Below are 14754 nucleotides of genomic sequence, written 5' to 3'. Positions count from 1 at the left end.
CTACACCGCCCTCATCCGCGTGTGCCGGCCGTAGGCGTCCTGCACTTGCGACCGCAGCGTCATGAGCGCGGTCTGCGACATGGACCTGGTGCCGAACCCTGAGGTGCCTTCGCCGAGCGCGGACTGGGTGCGGGCGTAGGCGCTCAGCTCGGCCTGCCCGGTGTTGAGCGCCTCGGCGACCGCGAGGGTGCGGACGTTGCCCGGCGACTGCCACTTCACGATCGACGCGCCACCGGTGTGCGCAGCCGCGGTGGTCCCGAGGACACCGCGGGACACGGTGAGCTGGCGACTGGCGTAGATGGTGGCGCCGGTGTGCGCGGCCAGCACGGTGCCGTCCCAGGCGCGGATGACGACGAGGTTGTTGCCGGTGATGTCGACGATCAGCATCCGCTCGCCGTCGAGTGTGATGACCTCGTCGATGGCGAACGCGGTGCCATCGGACACCGGGAGCAGGGTGTTGTTCATGTGCGCGGTCAGGTCACCCTGTTGGGTCTGGCCGGTGGTGACCGATCGGCGGCCGGTGACGATGAGCCGCTCGGCGTCGATGCGCAGCAGCTGCCCGACACCGATCAGGGAGGCGTCCGTAACCGTGACCGTCGCGGCTCCTGCCGTGACGTTGGCAGCGAGCGTGCCGGCGGGAGCTTCGGTGTTGCGGTGCCCGTACAGCCCGACGATGGTGATCGACCGCTGAGGGGAGAGCAGGACCCCGAAGGACGAGTTCGTGCCGAGGTCCAGCTCGATGCGGGTGAACGGGGGCCCGTCGTCCGGGCGCAGCAGCACGTTCTCGACGGGGATGTCGACGCCACCGGACGACACGGACTCGATGCTGATCAGCTCGTTCGCGTCGAGCCACAGACGCCACGAGCGGGCCGTCTGCTGGTTCGGCCAGTCCCACGTCATCGAGCGGCGCTCGGGATAGAAGGTGCGGTTGCACAGGGCCGTGATGGAGTCGGTCGACGAGTCGAGGGCGCGGTCGATCGCCGCGTTCGCGCGCGCAGTCTCCTTGGTGTCGAGGGCGCGTTTCACGTCCTCGCGAGTCGCGAGCCAAATGCTGCTCATCGCCCACCGCCGCAGTTCTTGCACACGCAGCCCGCGCGGTGGTTGCTGTTCTGCTCCTTGCGGGTGGCCCATCGGCAGTTGCCCGGCTCGTAGTTGCCGTCCGAGTCGATGCGGTCGATCGACGTGCCGTCCGGGCGCGTCCCCATGTCGTCGAGGAAGTTGGCGAAGTCCGTCCAGCGCTGGCAGACAGAGATGCCGCGGCCGCCGTAGTTCGGGTAGGACGGAACGTTCGGGTTGCGGCACCGGGCGTGCATGTTCTGCCACGAGTAGTAGGTCGGAGTGCGGCCACCAGATGCGGCCACAGAGTGGCCGTGCACGGTCGCGACTGCGCGGGCCCGCGCGCGCTGGCGTGCGGACCTCGAATACGAGGTACCTGTTGGCACTGCGTCTCCTCGGTTGCTTTCTACGGGATAACGAACTGCCTTCATGAAGTTGTGGGGTCTAGCGGACGCGCCGAGGACCTGCCTCCCACACCGATCCGTCGAACTTGCAGAACAGCTCGCCGTGTGGGCCGGACTGGAGCGGCTCGCCGCAGTCGCCGCACGCAGTCGGTGGCCGCTCCTGCTCGTCACGGCGCAGCTGCGCGGCCTCCTGACAGATGGCCAGGAGGCCGTACCAGCTGCCGACGTCGGCCATGACCTACTCCGCGTCCTTCGCAGCACCCTCAGCGTCTGCGGCGACGAGCCGGTCAACGAGCTCCGGCTTGTGGCCCTTCGTCTCTTTGCCCCGGGCCTCAAGCTCGGCGCGGAGGTCGGCCACGGTGAGCGCCTCGTAGAACTCCCGGCTGTCGACCTGCTCGGCGCCGGTGTCCGGGGTCGGCTCGACGACGTCGCCGCCGGTCGGCGTCACCTCGTCGTGCTCGTCGGACGGTCCGCCGTGGACGGTGATCTTCGGCATGATCTCGTGCTCCTCCACGTACTCGGTTGACCCGCATTGCGGGCACCGGGGTGCACCGACGCTGTACGCGGCGGTGCACCCCTCACAAACCCACAGGGACATGTCAGGCCGCCACGACCGACGCGCCGTCATCCAGCGGGATGTACGTCAACGTCCACTTCATCGAGCCCGTGTCGGACGCGTCGGTCGTGATGGAGATCGCGCCGATGGGGATGATGTACGGCTGGTGCGTCGGGAACTGCCCGCCGGCGCCGCCGTTCTTCACGATCCCCGCTGAGCCGGAAGCCGCGGGCAACGTGTACTGCGACCCGACTTCCTTCGACGTGACCAGCGTGTTCGCCGTCAGGTCCACCGCGGTGCCCGTGGTGGGCGCGGTGGAGATCTTCAGGTTGGTCGCGACGGCGCCGGTCGCGACGGTGACTTCTCCGACGAGGCCGGTGACGAGGATCCGGCCGCCCGCGACGGTGTAGATGTTGCCGGTCGCGGTCTGCGGCAGGGCCGCCGTCGCCCGTTCCACTTTGGAACCGAGGAGGATCTGCCGGATCTGTGAGCCCTGGATGATGACCGACATGGGTCAGACCCCCATCGCGGGCAGGTTCGCGGCGGCGCGGCCGGCCATCAGGTTCGTGATGACCGCGTTGACGGCACCCGCACCCGTCGACGTCAGTTTCACGAACTTGAAGCCATCGTCGAGGCTGGTGCCCATGATCTCGACAACCATGGCGTTCTGCGCCGCGGTTGCGGTCGTGACGACCGTCGACGCGGCCGCCTGCGTCTGCTCGGTCCACGCGTCCGACCCGTCACCGGTGTTGGTGTGGTAGCGGGTGATGACCGCAAGGGCCTTCGCGCCGGTACCGGCCGCGTCCTTCGCTTCCTGCAGCGTGTAGGTGTCACCCGCCGCACCGGCGAGGTAGCAGAGGAACGCGATGCCCCCGGCTGCCTTGAGGTTGATCCACTTGCCGTCGGCGGCAGGGCTGGTGTTGAACACGGCGCCGAGCACTTTCTGAGACATGGTGCTGTCCTGCTTTCTCGTGGCGGGGTTTCAATGCCGCCACGGTGGTGACCCGCGCAGGGGGTTCAGTGCCTGCGCGGGCCGGTGGTCCTCAGTCCGTGTAGTCGACGAACTGCAGGAGATAGGGCTTGCCTGCTTCGAAATGGTCCGCGACGGCACCGATGACGGTCATGTTCATCTGCAGGTGCGGGGTGTACTTGGCCCATTCCTTGTTGCTGCCGTCGGCGTCGGTGACGGCCTGGAACGACAGGAGTACCTGCCGGTCTGCGTCCGTTCCCGACTCGACCTTCTGCGTGCAGTTGACCTTCGCGGTGACCATCGGTTCCTCCGACGTAGTTACGGGCGGGTCGCGATCTCGACGAACGGGCTGAGTGCCGGGCCGCCGTTCTGGGGGGTGATGGGGTTCTGCAGCCACGGGCGGCCGTCGACGCGCTGGATGATGCGGTAGGTCGTCTGGTCGTTGCCGAACTTGTAGTCGGTCGACGAGGCGGCCGTCATCAGCTGCCGGTCCCCCACCAGGTAGTAGGAGAGGTCGACCAGGGAGACGTCGGAGCGGGTACCGAGCCGCGCGGCCTTCTCCGTCACGACGATCGGGAGGCCGAGCATCGTGGCCGGGCCGGGGCCCGCCGCGTTGACCAGCATCACCGGGGCACCACCGGTACCCACGGAGATCGCCATCGTGTACAGCTCCGGAATGGTCTCCGGGGAGACGAGCCACACCGCGGTGCGCAGCGACGCGGGGAGCATCCGCGAGTACATCTTGATGATGTTCTCGATGACGATCGTGGCGGTCGCCTGGCCGATCTCGGCGGGGACGGCGACGCTGGCGGGGTTGGCCGCGCCGAGGAACCCGAGCGGCTCACCGACACCGGAGCCGGCCATGAACGCGACGTCCTCGAAGAACGCGATGGCCTGGGGCCACAGGCGTTCGATGAGGGCGGCGAAGGAAATCAGGCTGTCCGAGAGCAGCTCGTTGGGGACGACCGCGAGGCCGGTGAGCTTCTTCGTGTCCAGCATGGTGCGGCCGAACTTGGGGCTGGACTCGACCAGCGCGGCCGACTCCTCACCCCAGTAGGCGATCATGCCGCCGAACACTGACCCGGCGTTGGTGGTGGAGTCGATCATCGGGAACGGCACACGAGCCGTCTCCATCGGCACCACCGTGGCGCGCGGCCGCACGACCGCCATCTCGAGGGCGACCTCGAGCAGCTGCGACCGCAGGGTCTCCGGCACCAGGAACCCGCCGTCGGCCGGGACAACGCTGGAGTAGGAGTTCCGGATCGTCTCCATCTTCGCGCGGGCTTCGGACGACGGGTTGAGGTGCCACGCGTTGTGGAAGTAGTCCGCGGCCGACGTGAAGCTGGTGTCGAGGGCGACACCGACGGCCTTGGGGTTGTACGCGGTGGCCTGCTTGTGCGAGGACAGCATGCCCGCCGGGCGGGTCTGGGGGTCGAGGTTGAGGCGCTTGACGGCGCCTGCGACGTCGTCGACCTCGTTGTCGCGCAGGTAGTTCGCGAGCTGCTTCTGCGTCTCGTCGGCGACGAGGCGGTGCAGGTCGGTGCCGTCGCCCTGCGCCTCTTTGGCGTAGTCCAGCACGAACTGCTTGAACGCGTCCTTGTTGGCGAGGACCGGCTTGAGCTTCGCCGAGTCGTGGATCATCTCCTCGAGCTCGACCGCGTTCTTCGGGATCGGGGGCGCGGCGGCGGTGTTGACGACGCGGCGCAAGCGGATGGGGTCGATGCCGTTGCGGACGAGGCGGTCGCGCTGCCCCGGGGAGAGAGCGAGTGTGGCGGTCATGCCGGTAAACCTTCCTTCAGGGCTGCGAACAGTTCGTCCACGGTGGACGGTGCTGCGTTGGTGAGCAGGCCGCCGGTGAGAGCGGCCCACGAGTCGGGAACGTCGTCACCCAGCACCAGCGCTTCGGACGCTGGCGCTGGGGGTTCGGGCTCGTCGCCGAGTTCGAGCGCGGGTTCTGGTTCCTGGTCGGGCTCGGTGGCGACGACCGGTGCGTCCGGCTCGGCCGCGGCCTCGACCGGCTCAGTGCTCGGTTCCACGGCTGCGGCGGCCACTTCTTCGGTGACCGGCTCGGTGTCGTCGACGACTGGCGCTTCCGTTGCGGCGGCCGGTTCAACTACCGGGGCGGTGCCGTCAACTGCCGCGTCTGCGGCGTCAACAGGCAGGGTTGGCGTAGGGGCCTTCTCGCGGCCGCCGTACTTGAACGCGAACACCGACAGGTCCCACGCGGTGTCCATCAGGCCATCCGTGTCGTCGTCCTCGCCGGGCACGACCGCGGTGTCCTCGTTGGTCTCGTCGTCCGCACCGGCGACCTCGTCGCACAGTCCGGCGGCGAGCGCTTCGGCTGCGGTGTACCAGGTCTCGGCCTGCATCGCGGTGCGCCACAGCTCGACGGTTCCGCCGGCCTGCTGGACGTAGATGTCGGCGATGTTGTCGGAGCACATGTCGAGTAGGTCGGCCATGGTGCGCATGTCCTGCGCGTTGCCGATCTCGATTCCGCTGGCGTCGTGGATCATCATTTGTGCGTTGCGCTGCATGATGACCGTGTCTCCGGCCATCGCGATGAAGCTCGCGGCGGATGCGGCGAGACCGTCGACGCGGACCTCGATCGTCGCCGGGTGGTCGCGGAGCGCGTGGTAGATGGCGAGGCCGTCGAACACCTCGCCGCCCGGGGAGTTGATGTGCACGACGATCGTGGATACGCGCAGCGACATGAGGTCCCGCACGAAGTCTTGCGCCTCGACGCCCCAGTAGCCGATCTCGCCGTAGAGGTAGATCGCGGCGACGTCGGGCTGGTCGACGAAGTTCTTGACCTGGTACCACGTCTTGGGCTGCTCGCCCTGCTTGACCTGCGCGCCGGAGCGGAGGTTCTGCAGCCGCTTCTGCTGCGCGCGCGATCGTGATCGACGGCTCATGCTGCGTTCTCCTTGCTGGTGTCGGAGCGCCACACGCCGACGAACGTGCCGCGGCAGCGGTCGCGGCCGAGACAGTCGATGTAGCCGCCGGCCGGGTACAGCGCGTACACCGCGGCCTGGTCGTCGGTGAGGGCGAGGAACCGGCCGTCGATCTCGCGGCAGGGCGCGCATGTCGCGGAGTCCATCTGCTCGGAGGCGTAGATCGCGCCGACAGGGCCGCCGCTGAGGGTTTGGAGGCGGGCGGTGTTCTGCGCGTCGGTGAGTGCCCCGCCGAGCGCCGCGGTGCTCGGCGAGTCGGACAGCTCGCCGAGGAACGCGGCGATGTGCTCGGCGATCGTGTCGGCGTCGGCGTCGGGCCCTGTGACACGGGCGGCTTCCCGCCCTGCGGTGAGCGCGTACCGCTGACCTTCGAACGTGGCGATATTGGATGCGGCGGCCTGTAGGTCGGCGGCAGTGGGCCACACCGGTGCGAGGGTGACGGCCTGCTCGGCGGCTTCGGCGACGGCCTGCCCTGCGGCGGTGTGCGCGAACGCGGCCATCGCGTCGGCGAGGATCTCGCTGCCGGGCCGAGTGTCGACGGTCAGCGCGGTGAACCCCTCACCGGCGCCGACGGCGGTGCGGATCGCGTTGACGAGCTGCTGGACCCACCCGGCGACGACGCTGTTCTGCCAGTGCTTCAGGAGCCCAGCGAGGGCGGCTTCCCACGCGGCTTGGACGGGTCCGAGGTCGACGGCGGCGACGGCAGCGACGTCGCGTTCCGGCCAGCCGTCGGGCGGCGGGGCGAGCGGCGGGGCGTTGCGCAGGGTGCCGGCGAACTTGGCGAGCAGCTGCTGCGTGGTGGCCGCGGCCGGCGGGGCGGTCGGGTCGGGTGTTGCGCTCGGGTTGTCGTCGGGCTGGGTGTCGTCGGGTGCGGCCGGGACGATGACGGGCGGCGGTGGCGGCTCCGCGGGCTTCTCCCACACGAGTCCGGCAGGGAGGTCGAGGGCGACTGCGACGGAGTCACCGTCGTAGCCGGCGGCGACGTACTGCTGCGCGGCCTGCGCCTTGCTGTTCCGCTCGGCGTTCTCCTCGTCGGCGTCGGCCGGGACGGGGCTGTCGTAGTCGAACTCGAGGTCGACTGCGTTGGGGCCGTACATCGGCAGCAGCCGGTTGTTGAGGGCGCCCTTGATGCGTTCGAGCCGCGGTTCGATGAGGTCCTCGGCGAACAGGGACTTGGCGGTCATGGCGACGGCGCGGTTGACGCCGTCGGAGATGCCGAGGGCGGTCTTGGAGATCCCGAAGGCCTCCATGATCGTGTCGCGGCCGACGACCCTGAGTTCCGCGAACTGCATGTCCTTCATGGAGAAGGTGGCGGTGACCCACTTGGCGCGCTCGATGATCGCGACACGGTGGGCATTGGCGACACCCTTGTGCTGCTCGTTCCACCGCATCGACATCTCGTCGAACTCGGGGTCCGACAGCCGGTCCTCGACCTCGATGATGCCGCCCGGCTCGGCGCTGTTCTTGAAGAAGTTCCGGTTCCACTCGGCCGAGTACCGGACGGCGTCGAGGTCGGTGAGCAGCGCCTGCACCGGCCCCATCCCGCGGTAGGGGTCGAGGGGGTTGGGCATCTTCAGCTGGATGACTTCGTTCAGGCCGAGTGGGACCTGCTCGCCGTCGGGGCTGCTGTACACGTAGCCGGTGAGGAACTTGGTGGGGTGCTGCACCGGCAGGATCCGGTCGGGGCGCACTGGCCACAGCTCGAGCGGCAGGTTGAACCGCTCGTTGCGGGAGACGACCCAATCGGTTTCGCCGGTGAGGTCGACGTGCTGCTGGAACGTCTCGATGAACGCCTGCTGCGGCATGAACGGGTTGGGTTTGTTCCACAGGTCGAGCGCGGCGTGTGAGGTGACCTCGACGCGGTCTTCCTTTTTGCCGGTCTTGGCTTTGCGGTAGAGGTGCCAGTCGGCCTTGGCGGTCGAGTTGGATGTGCGGTTGACGATGGCGAACAGGGTGCCGACGGACCCCATGGCGCCGAGTTCGGAGACGGCGTTGCTGCGTGAGCCGAAGAATCCGCCGACGCCGGCTGCGTGTCGGCTGGTGAGCGGCACGGGGGCGTCGTTGCGGATGCGGGGCGCGGTGAGGGTTCCGATGAGGCTACGCATCGTGGGTCAGCCACTCGGCGACGAACGCGAGGATGCCGGTAGCTGCGAGGCCGAGGGTGATGTTGAGGGGCTCGGCGGTGATGGTGAACGCGGATGCGGAGAGGCAGCCGAGGCCGCCGAACTGGAGGAATCCGCGCGCGATCTTAGCTCGGATGGGCTTGAGCCACGTCCCGAGCTTGGTCAACATGAGCACAATGTACATACGAGTTAGCCGAAGTTGACACATTGTGCACTTCGTGCGAGCCAACCGTTGGACAACTTGCGCCATATGGCTGACCAGGCGATACAACGTGTCCAGTGATGATCACTGGCCGTGGGCGACTGTGCTCACCTGTAGACTCCCCTACAGGTAATGTGTAGAGTGCTCTACATGCAACGACACGAACTAGACGCCTACCTCGGCGACTTCGCCAACGACCTCACGGCCGACCAGAAGGCCGAACTGCTCTCCGCCTCCGACGACATCGACGCCCTGTACCCAGAGGACGACGACCTCGACGAACGCCAGGCCGCGTTCTCCGCAGCCGTGCAGTACGTCATGGGCGACCTCGACGCCCCCAGCGCTGGCGACAACCTGCTGATCGCTCGCAACGCGACAGCGTCCGCGATGGCAGCAGCTCGGCAGATCGCGGTGATGGCCACCGCCAGCGGCGCGAAGGAAGCACCCCTGGCGCGGGAGCTCGGCGTAGACCGGATGACCGTACGGAGCTGGCTCGGGAAGTAGTCAGCCCCCGAGGAACCGCAACCGCGGCCGACCACCGAGGTCGAGCTGCGCGACCATGTACCGCATCGCGTCGTCAGCGTCATCACGCTCCTTGAGCGGCTGGTCCTTCGCCTTCCGGCCATCGGCGGTGTCCCACACGTACCCGGTGATCTCCTCCTCCAGACACGTCGGCTGCTCGGCGTCGGCGAGCGCCTGATCCCGCTCGAGCAGGACGTCGCGCATCAGCACCAGCCGCGGCTTCCCATCGCCCGCCGGCTTGAGCCGCGCGGCCACCGCCTGGATACCGTCGGACACGGTCTTGCGGGCCCCGACCGTGGACATCCCGAGATGCTTCTCCAGCGTCGCCCGGTCCTCCGCGTCGTGGTCGCAGATCACCGACCGCGGCTTCGGTTCGGTCCACACGCGACGGCCGTCACGCAGCGACGCGACGAGGTCGTCGCCGGTGTCGCGCTGCTTCGGCAGCAGCTTCGTCGACGCGCGGAGCATGGTGCGGGCGTGGTCCTCGACGAGCCGCTTCGTCTTGAGGATCTCGCGGTAGAGGATGAGCCGGCCGTCTGGGTCTTCGGCCCACCACTGCGCGGCGAAGGGGTGGACGAACCCGAAGTCGACGACCCAATACCTGGTCCACGATTCCGGTACCTCGAACTTGTCGACGACGTGGATGGCGCGGTCGAATCCCTCGTAGATGACACCTTCGGCGCTGACCCACTTGCCGTGCCGGAGCCGCAGTTTGCGGACGCCGGTGAGCTTGTCGAGGATCCCCTCGATGTAGGCGCGGCCGCGTGCGGTCATGGTGCCGTCGTCGGCGAAGTACACCGGGTTGTCCTCGTGCCGGGATTCGAGGACGGTGGTCTGCCCGGACTGGCAGCGTTTGTTGAGCCAGTGCTCGGCGCGGTCGGGGTTGGTGTCGGCGATGAGCTGCTGAAAGCTGATCTTGCCGTTTCGGAGTCGGGTGGTGAGGGCTTCCCAGTCGTTCTTGGTCAGCTCGATCGCTTCCTGCACATAGATCAGGTCGTACTCCGACGACATGTGCTTGGCAGGCTTGTCCATACCGCCGACCACCAGCGTGCTGCCGTTGGCGTAGCGGTACGCGGCGGGTTCTTCGCGGTTACCGCCGAACCACTTCACGTGGCCGGCGGTGATGGACTCCTTCGCAACGTGCTCGCGGTAGGTGACGAGGCCCGTGCTGGACATCGACACGAGCGTTTTCCGGACCATGAGCGCGCGGACGCCGGGGGTGAGCATGCACACCATGTGGACTTTTTCCAGGCACGCCCGGCTCTTGCCGGTCCCGGCTGGCCCGGAGATGAGGACTTCGGGGTCGCGGCATTCGAGGAGCTGCGTTGCGGTGCCGCGCGGGCTGTAGACGTGCTCGACGACGGTGGACGCGGTCATGTCGGTGGTTCGCTGCTCTTGCCGTTGAGCGCGGCGAGGACTTCGGGCCCGTAGTGCTCGACGACGCCCGGCGGGAGATAGGCGCAGCCGGTCGAGATGAACGCGAGCACGGTGTCGTCGTCCGGGTCGCGCGGACGGCTGACGATGCCGCCGGTGGCGTAGATCGCTGGCCGGCGGATGCCGAGCCGCCGGGCGGTGCCGGGCTGGATGGGGAGCGTCATCGCGGCACCGTCTTTCCGGGGCCGAGTATCCCCGTGGGCTTCCAGTTGTCGATGTCGCCGATGAGGGCGTCCATCTGCCGGTTGTGGCTGTCGATGTACGCCGTGATCAGGTCGTCGGCTACCGCGTGCTGCACCGGGCCGCCGTTGAGCATCTCGGCCACCTCGGGTATCGCCTCGATCGCTTCACGGAGTGGGTCGGTCATCGGTTCCTCCTGTGCCACCAGCGGCGGCGGGGCGGTCGAGGTGGTTGGCGGATGCCGGGGTCGCCTTGCACGGTGCCGAGGTGCTCGCCCGTGACGGGGTCGTACACCTCGACGGGTACCGGGTGCTCACCGAACCGGAACCGCGCATCCCAGTCGGGCGACACCGGCGGCACGGGTGAGTGGCGCCAGCCTTCCTTCGCGAACCACACACCGGCGGCAGCCTTGAGCTCGCGCAGCTGCTTGTCGGTGAGTTTGCGCGGGGTGTTGATCAGTCCGGTCGGCATCGGGCGCGCCGGAGGTTTGAGGCCGAGGCGGGCCGCGGTGCCCGGCCGGATCGGGGCGGTCACGAGTGCCTCGTAGACAACCAGTAGCCCAGGACGAGCAGGCAGCAGGCGAGGGCGACTCCGGCGACCTGGAACCACACGAGTTCGTTCATGGTCTCCAGCTTCCCTGATAGTCCGGGTGGTCGGCGTACGGCAGGGCGAGGATTTTCACCGTGCGGTACAAAGCGAAGGATGCGCCCTGCGCGAACGCCGAGTCCTTCGCCTGGAACTGCCGTGTCGCCGCAATGCTGAGCGCGATGATCTGCCGCTTCGCCTCGACGTCGTCGAGCACGTACGCCGGGTCGTTGACGGCGATGTGCCGCCCGTAGTCCTCGTCGATATCGCAGCCGTACGGGCCGACCGCGACGTACCCGCCGTCGACGAGCATCACGGCGCCGCCGCCTTCCGAATACCGCCAGCGCCGTTCGTTCTCCTTCGCGGCCAGCGCCAGCGCTTCCCGCTCGTCGAGCCGGGCGTTCAGGAACGCGACCAAGTCATCCACGGCCGCCACGCTCCTCCTTCGGCACCTCTGCCCAGTCGTCGACGACGACGACGATCCGCCGCCGGTACACCTTGGTGCGGTCGACGCTGTAGCGGTGCCCGATCCACTCGGCCAGCGGCGCGACTTCCTCGAGCTCCGGGTAGTCGGCGCGGACGTTCATGCCACCGCCGGACATCTGCACGGCGTGCTCAATGGCCGGCTCGGCCGGCGGTGTCCACCCGGCCTTGATCAGCGCGGCGACCATCCGCTCGGCGTCGCCGCGGAGCTTCGGCGGCCCGCCGATGTACGACGAGATCATCGCTTTGTGCGCAACCTCGATCGCCTCGGCGCGCTCTGCCTCGTACTGGGCCACGCGAGGATCCTCGATCAGGTCATCCACGGTCGTCACCTTCGGGCACGGGCACCAGGCGCACCGAGCGTAGGTAGTCGCCGATCGGTTGGAGAGCAGCGCCGGCAGCCTCACCGGCCTTGCTGAATCCCTTGGCCATCTCGTTCATGGTTTGACCGAGCCCAACCATCGCCTCCCTGAACTGGCGCGTATCGCCGAGCAGGACGACCCGAGGAGACGGCACAGGGTGGCGGCGCTGCCTGCGTCGCTTGAGCCGGGCGATGTGGAGTGCGCGGGCGTGCTCGGCGCGGGTTGTGGGGTAGCGGCGCCGGCCGGTTCGGATCGGTGCGATATCAGGCATCGGGGGTCTCCTTGGTCTTGGGGCCGGGCCGTGCGTACCAGGGGTCGGCCAGGTATGCGCGAGTTTGGTCTGCGGGCAGGCGGTCGTAGGAGATCTGGAGGTTGCACCTGTTGCACAACAGCCCCCGGACAGCGCCCCAGCCGACCATCGGGTCATGGTCGACGACCAGGTAGCCATGGCCGGTTTCCGGACCAGACCGGCGGCAGATCTGGCAGCGCGCGCCCGCGTATTCGACGAGGGCGTCGTAGGCAGCGCAGTCGAGGCGGTATCGCCGGTGGCTGCACACGCGCCCCTTCGGTCTGGTGTGGGCCGCCACTACTTCACCGCCTTCCCGTCTCGGATCTGCGCGACGTACTCGCGGGAGAACTTGGCTCGGCGGGCGACTTCGGCGAGGACTCCGCGCTTCGCTGGTTCGCCGGCCGATTCGGGGAACGCGGCGAGGACGGCAGCGTGTAGTCGCTCGCGGGCCTGTTCGAGTTGGCCGGCTGCCTCGTCCAGCTGGGCGCGGGCTTGTTCGATGTCGGCGTAATGGTCTTCGTCCACGGGCTGAGGGTACGGCATTGCCAACTATGTTGGCTAACCCTCTTGCCATATGCCAACCGAGTTGGCTAAGCTAGTTGGCATGACAACGAGCCGCCCCACCTGCACCCGCTGCGGACGCACCCTCACCGCGACCGCCTCGGTTGCACGCGGGTACGGCCGTGGCTGCCAGGCGAAGATCCGCGCCGCCGCGCTGGTTGCCGACCACAAGCCCGCCCAGGTCGCGAAGGCCATGGAGCTGGTCGCTGACGGCGGCATCGTCTCCATCCGCGGCCGCCGCGTGTTCGCCGTTGTCTCCACCTCTGGCACCGGCCGCTACCTGACCGCTCCGCAGGCCTGCAACTGCGCTGCGGGCCGGAAGGGCCACACGGTTTGTTACCACCGAGTAGCAGCGCAGCTCTTGGCCGCCTGACCGTCCACACCGAACACGAGGAGCCCAAATGTCCGACACACGCCACGACCTGACGAGCGTCCCCACCAGCTCCATGAGGTACCTCTACGAGATCTCCGCAATCGTCGTTCCCGAGGTGGGACTGCCCACCCCCACCGAGGTCATCGACGAACTGCACGCCCGAGCCTTGGAACTGGTGGAGGTTGAGACGGCGATCGCCAATACGCCGAGCCTTGGTGCCACTCGGACCGCCCTGGTGCGGCGGGCAGGCGAACTGTGGGGGGGATATCGATCGCCGCCGCTGAGCCATCTGACCGTCCACACCAGACAGGAGCCACACCATGTCCGAGCCCACTGGCCGCCCGTTCGACTACCTCACCGACCGCAGCCTGTTCGACACCATCAAGCGCGTCCTCCAGAACCCGAACCCGGTGGCCGCCGAGTACCGGACTGCCCTGATTGACGAGTGCCACACCCGGGCGCTGGTCCTCCATGACCGCGCAATGGCCGTCACCTACCAGTGCCTTGAGTGCGGCCAGGACGTCGCGATCCTCGACCAGCCGACCCACGATGACGCGCACATCGGCTCCTCACTGGAGGACACGGATGAGGCGGAAGCCCGCTGGTCCGATGACAACCCCGAGACCGTTGCCGAGCAGGTCGAACTGTGCGGCCAGATTTTACGGGACGGCGACTGTGGACGGGAGGAAGACCACGACGGTTTCTGCCGCCCGGTGATCAAAGTGCTCGACCAGCCGACCCACGAGGACACCGCGCACGCGGACGATCTGGTCTAGGACATCCACAACAACGTCGGCCGCTACTGCTCGGTGCGCGGCGACGCTTCCGGCCGTGACTGGCGCGTCCAGAACGCGATCAAGGGCAACCGCTACATCGTCAACAACATCCTGACCCTGGAGAACCGTGTCGTCGCCCACGCGGAGCTGACCAACCTCTACTAGCAGACACCCGCTGAGCCGAAACGCCTGTTCGTCGGCTAAACCGTCCACTTCAGACAGGATCCACACTATGACTGAGCTCGATGCGACGGACCTCGGCCGCGAGGACTCGCCTTATGTCCAGGCCGCGTTCGAGGCGGGAGCGTGGCTCTGCCATCTGCAGCTGCCCGACGTGCCGGTAGAGGACGTGCGCGCGGCCCTGCTGCACCTGACGCGGTCCACTGGCTGGCCGGTGGCGGCGTTTCTCTACGGCGAGGACGGCCCTGTGTCGGAGTTGACGCTCTACCGGGATCCCAGCAGGAGCCACGGGACGCCCGCGCTCAGCGAGTGCGTCGCTGGGCTCCGCGCACTGGTGGAGGACACCGGCTGGTCCCTGGCACCTGTCCGGGAGCCTGACGACTGGGTCGTTGTCGGGCTCGGCTTGCGGGAGGGCTACGAGCCGGGTGCCGTTGAGCACGATCCGGACTACGTCACGGCGCGCTTGGGGCCGGGCGCGGAGTGCCGGATGGCGCGGCTGGTGTCGGCGCGGGTCGTTGACGGTGTTGTGCGGTGGTATTCGGAGGTTGGTGTGGTTGTGCGCGCCGAGCGGGATCTGTTGCCGACGATCGGTGCTGTTGCGGCTGTGATGGCGCAGGACCGGTTTGTGGTCACCGATCCGGGCGGGCTGCGCACGGTCGCGTTCAAGCTGCACCGCTGAGCCGAAACGCTGTGTCCGTGCGGCGTCCGGGGAATTGTGACCCCGCTGATGATGGCTCCTAGGAGGAT

The 14754-nt window shown here is 68.1% G+C and carries 25 protein-coding genes; 5 read left to right on the top strand and 20 right to left on the bottom strand.

The window, feature by feature from the left end; translation table 11 throughout:
• The 11 genes from JWQ81_RS43245 to JWQ81_RS43195 all read right to left on the bottom strand — a co-directional run bounded on the left by JWQ81_RS43245 (window position 1) and on the right by JWQ81_RS43195 (window position 8229).
• The gene (locus tag JWQ81_RS43245) at window positions 1-1059 is read right to left on the bottom strand and encodes a hypothetical protein (RefSeq protein ID WP_297551409.1); all 1059 of its coding nucleotides are present in this window, start codon (window positions 1057-1059) and stop codon (window positions 1-3) included.
• Window positions 1056-1442, bottom strand: a complete 387-nt coding sequence (locus JWQ81_RS43240; RefSeq protein WP_297551407.1) for a hypothetical protein — start codon at window positions 1440-1442, stop codon at window positions 1056-1058. The genes JWQ81_RS43245 and JWQ81_RS43240 overlap by 4 nt, the downstream gene beginning before the upstream one ends.
• 58 nt (window positions 1443-1500) lie before the next feature.
• The gene (locus JWQ81_RS43235) at window positions 1501-1695 is read right to left on the bottom strand and encodes a hypothetical protein (protein WP_297551405.1); all 195 of its coding nucleotides are present in this window, start codon (window positions 1693-1695) and stop codon (window positions 1501-1503) included.
• Window positions 1696-1698: 3 nt separating this feature from the next.
• Window positions 1699-1956, bottom strand: a complete 258-nt coding sequence (locus JWQ81_RS43230; RefSeq protein WP_297551403.1) for an SAP domain-containing protein — start codon at window positions 1954-1956, stop codon at window positions 1699-1701.
• 103 nt (window positions 1957-2059) lie between these two features.
• Window positions 2060-2527 (bottom strand): hypothetical protein, encoded by a 468-nt coding sequence (locus JWQ81_RS43225; RefSeq protein WP_297551401.1) that lies wholly within the window; start codon window positions 2525-2527, stop codon window positions 2060-2062.
• Window positions 2528-2530: 3 nt separating this feature from the next.
• A complete protein-coding gene (locus tag JWQ81_RS43220; protein ID WP_297551399.1) occupies window positions 2531-2968 on the bottom strand; it encodes a hypothetical protein in 438 nt (145 codons plus the stop codon).
• 91 nt (window positions 2969-3059) lie between these two features.
• The gene (locus JWQ81_RS43215; protein WP_297551397.1) at window positions 3060-3287 is read right to left on the bottom strand and encodes a hypothetical protein; all 228 of its coding nucleotides are present in this window, start codon (window positions 3285-3287) and stop codon (window positions 3060-3062) included.
• Window positions 3288-3304: 17 nt separating this feature from the next.
• Window positions 3305-4765, bottom strand: a complete 1461-nt coding sequence (locus JWQ81_RS43210; RefSeq protein WP_297551395.1) for a phage major capsid protein — start codon at window positions 4763-4765, stop codon at window positions 3305-3307.
• Entirely contained in the window at window positions 4762-5898 is a 1137-nt protein-coding gene (locus JWQ81_RS43205; protein ID WP_297551393.1) for a head maturation protease, ClpP-related, read from the bottom strand. The genes JWQ81_RS43210 and JWQ81_RS43205 overlap by 4 nt, the downstream gene beginning before the upstream one ends.
• Window positions 5895-8042 carry a phage portal protein gene (locus tag JWQ81_RS43200; RefSeq protein ID WP_297551391.1) on the bottom strand — a complete coding sequence of 716 codons (2148 nt, stop codon included), beginning with the start codon at window positions 8040-8042 and terminating at the stop codon, window positions 5895-5897. Before JWQ81_RS43200 ends, JWQ81_RS43205 begins: the two co-directional genes overlap by 4 nt.
• A complete protein-coding gene (locus tag JWQ81_RS43195) occupies window positions 8035-8229 on the bottom strand; it encodes a hypothetical protein (protein WP_297551389.1) in 195 nt (64 codons plus the stop codon). Before JWQ81_RS43195 ends, JWQ81_RS43200 begins: the two co-directional genes overlap by 8 nt.
• 183 nt (window positions 8230-8412) lie before the next feature.
• On the opposite strand from JWQ81_RS43195, the gene JWQ81_RS43190 reads away from it, so the two are divergent.
• On the top strand, window positions 8413-8766 hold the full coding sequence (locus JWQ81_RS43190) for a hypothetical protein (RefSeq protein ID WP_297551387.1): 354 nt from the start codon (window positions 8413-8415) through the stop codon (window positions 8764-8766).
• Here the strand turns inward: JWQ81_RS43190 and JWQ81_RS43185 are convergent, their stop codons facing one another.
• The 9 genes from JWQ81_RS43185 to JWQ81_RS43145 all read right to left on the bottom strand — a co-directional run bounded on the left by JWQ81_RS43185 (window position 8767) and on the right by JWQ81_RS43145 (window position 12642).
• Window positions 8767-10161, bottom strand: coding sequence for a phage terminase large subunit (locus JWQ81_RS43185; protein ID WP_297551385.1), 1395 nt, complete (start codon window positions 10159-10161; stop codon window positions 8767-8769). It abuts the gene before it with no gap.
• Window positions 10158-10382 carry a hypothetical protein gene (locus JWQ81_RS43180; RefSeq protein WP_297551383.1) on the bottom strand — a complete coding sequence of 75 codons (225 nt, stop codon included), beginning with the start codon at window positions 10380-10382 and terminating at the stop codon, window positions 10158-10160. The genes JWQ81_RS43185 and JWQ81_RS43180 overlap by 4 nt, the downstream gene beginning before the upstream one ends.
• Entirely contained in the window at window positions 10379-10585 is a 207-nt protein-coding gene (locus JWQ81_RS43175; RefSeq protein WP_297551380.1) for a hypothetical protein, read from the bottom strand. The genes JWQ81_RS43180 and JWQ81_RS43175 overlap by 4 nt, the downstream gene beginning before the upstream one ends.
• Window positions 10582-10932: a hypothetical protein gene (locus JWQ81_RS43170; protein WP_297551378.1), complete on the bottom strand. Its 351-nt coding sequence runs from the start codon at window positions 10930-10932 to the stop codon at window positions 10582-10584. Before JWQ81_RS43170 ends, JWQ81_RS43175 begins: the two co-directional genes overlap by 4 nt.
• Window positions 10933-11017: 85 nt before the next feature.
• Window positions 11018-11410 (bottom strand): DUF6221 family protein, encoded by a 393-nt coding sequence (locus tag JWQ81_RS43165; protein WP_297551376.1) that lies wholly within the window; start codon window positions 11408-11410, stop codon window positions 11018-11020.
• Window positions 11403-11789 carry a hypothetical protein gene (locus JWQ81_RS43160; RefSeq protein WP_297551375.1) on the bottom strand — a complete coding sequence of 129 codons (387 nt, stop codon included), beginning with the start codon at window positions 11787-11789 and terminating at the stop codon, window positions 11403-11405. Before JWQ81_RS43160 ends, JWQ81_RS43165 begins: the two co-directional genes overlap by 8 nt.
• Entirely contained in the window at window positions 11782-12099 is a 318-nt protein-coding gene (locus tag JWQ81_RS43155; RefSeq protein ID WP_297551373.1) for a hypothetical protein, read from the bottom strand. Before JWQ81_RS43155 ends, JWQ81_RS43160 begins: the two co-directional genes overlap by 8 nt.
• Complete coding sequence (locus JWQ81_RS43150; protein WP_297551371.1) at window positions 12092-12385, bottom strand: endonuclease domain-containing protein; 294 nt, start codon at window positions 12383-12385, stop codon at window positions 12092-12094. The genes JWQ81_RS43155 and JWQ81_RS43150 overlap by 8 nt, the downstream gene beginning before the upstream one ends.
• A 29-nt stretch (window positions 12386-12414) precedes the next feature.
• Entirely contained in the window at window positions 12415-12642 is a 228-nt protein-coding gene (locus tag JWQ81_RS43145; protein ID WP_297551369.1) for a hypothetical protein, read from the bottom strand.
• Window positions 12643-12721: 79 nt separating this feature from the next.
• On the opposite strand from JWQ81_RS43145, the gene JWQ81_RS43140 reads away from it, so the two are divergent.
• The 4 genes from JWQ81_RS43140 (at window position 12722) to JWQ81_RS43125 (ending at window position 14686) form a co-directional block, all read left to right on the top strand.
• Complete coding sequence (locus tag JWQ81_RS43140; RefSeq protein ID WP_297551367.1) at window positions 12722-13051, top strand: DUF6011 domain-containing protein; 330 nt, start codon at window positions 12722-12724, stop codon at window positions 13049-13051.
• A 320-nt stretch (window positions 13052-13371) separates the two neighbouring features.
• Window positions 13372-13827, top strand: coding sequence for a hypothetical protein (locus JWQ81_RS43135; protein WP_297551365.1), 456 nt, complete (start codon window positions 13372-13374; stop codon window positions 13825-13827).
• A 33-nt stretch (window positions 13828-13860) separates the two neighbouring features.
• Entirely contained in the window at window positions 13861-13992 is a 132-nt protein-coding gene (locus JWQ81_RS43130; protein WP_297551363.1) for a hypothetical protein, read from the top strand.
• Window positions 13993-14059: 67 nt separating this feature from the next.
• Window positions 14060-14686, top strand: coding sequence for a hypothetical protein (locus JWQ81_RS43125; protein WP_297551361.1), 627 nt, complete (start codon window positions 14060-14062; stop codon window positions 14684-14686).
• Window positions 14687-14754: the final 68 nt, after the last annotated feature.

Origin of the sequence: Amycolatopsis sp. (assembly GCF_025464955.1) — a bacterium.
GTDB lineage: Bacteria > Actinomycetota > Actinomycetes > Mycobacteriales > Pseudonocardiaceae > Amycolatopsis.
Note: the sequence above shows the minus strand (reverse complement) of the source record. Positions and strands in the feature narration are given on the sequence as shown.

Excerpts from the sequence above, each read along its gene's own strand:
- JWQ81_RS43245 (WP_297551409.1), bottom strand. The coding sequence starts at position 1,059 with ATGAGCAGCATTTGGCTCGCGACTCGCGAGGACGTGAAACGCGCCCTC.
- JWQ81_RS43235 (WP_297551405.1), bottom strand. The coding sequence starts at position 1,695 with ATGGCCGACGTCGGCAGCTGGTACGGCCTCCTGGCCATCTGTCAGGAG.
- JWQ81_RS43230 (WP_297551403.1), bottom strand. The coding sequence starts at position 1,956 with ATGCCGAAGATCACCGTCCACGGCGGACCGTCCGACGAGCACGACGAG.
- JWQ81_RS43225 (WP_297551401.1), bottom strand. The coding sequence starts at position 2,527 with ATGTCGGTCATCATCCAGGGCTCACAGATCCGGCAGATCCTCCTCGGT.
- JWQ81_RS43220 (WP_297551399.1), bottom strand. The coding sequence starts at position 2,968 with ATGTCTCAGAAAGTGCTCGGCGCCGTGTTCAACACCAGCCCTGCCGCC.
- JWQ81_RS43215 (WP_297551397.1), bottom strand. The coding sequence starts at position 3,287 with ATGGTCACCGCGAAGGTCAACTGCACGCAGAAGGTCGAGTCGGGAACG.
- JWQ81_RS43210 (WP_297551395.1), bottom strand. The coding sequence starts at position 4,765 with ATGACCGCCACACTCGCTCTCTCCCCGGGGCAGCGCGACCGCCTCGTC.
- JWQ81_RS43205 (WP_297551393.1), bottom strand. The coding sequence starts at position 5,898 with ATGAGCCGTCGATCACGATCGCGCGCGCAGCAGAAGCGGCTGCAGAAC.
- JWQ81_RS43200 (WP_297551391.1), bottom strand. The coding sequence starts at position 8,042 with ATGCGTAGCCTCATCGGAACCCTCACCGCGCCCCGCATCCGCAACGAC.
- JWQ81_RS43195 (WP_297551389.1), bottom strand. The coding sequence starts at position 8,229 with ATGTTGACCAAGCTCGGGACGTGGCTCAAGCCCATCCGAGCTAAGATC.
- JWQ81_RS43190 (WP_297551387.1), top strand. The coding sequence starts at position 8,413 with ATGCAACGACACGAACTAGACGCCTACCTCGGCGACTTCGCCAACGAC.
- JWQ81_RS43185 (WP_297551385.1), bottom strand. The coding sequence starts at position 10,161 with ATGACCGCGTCCACCGTCGTCGAGCACGTCTACAGCCCGCGCGGCACC.
- JWQ81_RS43180 (WP_297551383.1), bottom strand. The coding sequence starts at position 10,382 with ATGACGCTCCCCATCCAGCCCGGCACCGCCCGGCGGCTCGGCATCCGC.
- JWQ81_RS43175 (WP_297551380.1), bottom strand. The coding sequence starts at position 10,585 with ATGACCGACCCACTCCGTGAAGCGATCGAGGCGATACCCGAGGTGGCC.
- JWQ81_RS43155 (WP_297551373.1), bottom strand. The coding sequence starts at position 12,099 with ATGCCTGATATCGCACCGATCCGAACCGGCCGGCGCCGCTACCCCACA.
- JWQ81_RS43140 (WP_297551367.1), top strand. The coding sequence starts at position 12,722 with ATGACAACGAGCCGCCCCACCTGCACCCGCTGCGGACGCACCCTCACC.
- JWQ81_RS43135 (WP_297551365.1), top strand. The coding sequence starts at position 13,372 with ATGTCCGAGCCCACTGGCCGCCCGTTCGACTACCTCACCGACCGCAGC.
- JWQ81_RS43125 (WP_297551361.1), top strand. The coding sequence starts at position 14,060 with ATGACTGAGCTCGATGCGACGGACCTCGGCCGCGAGGACTCGCCTTAT.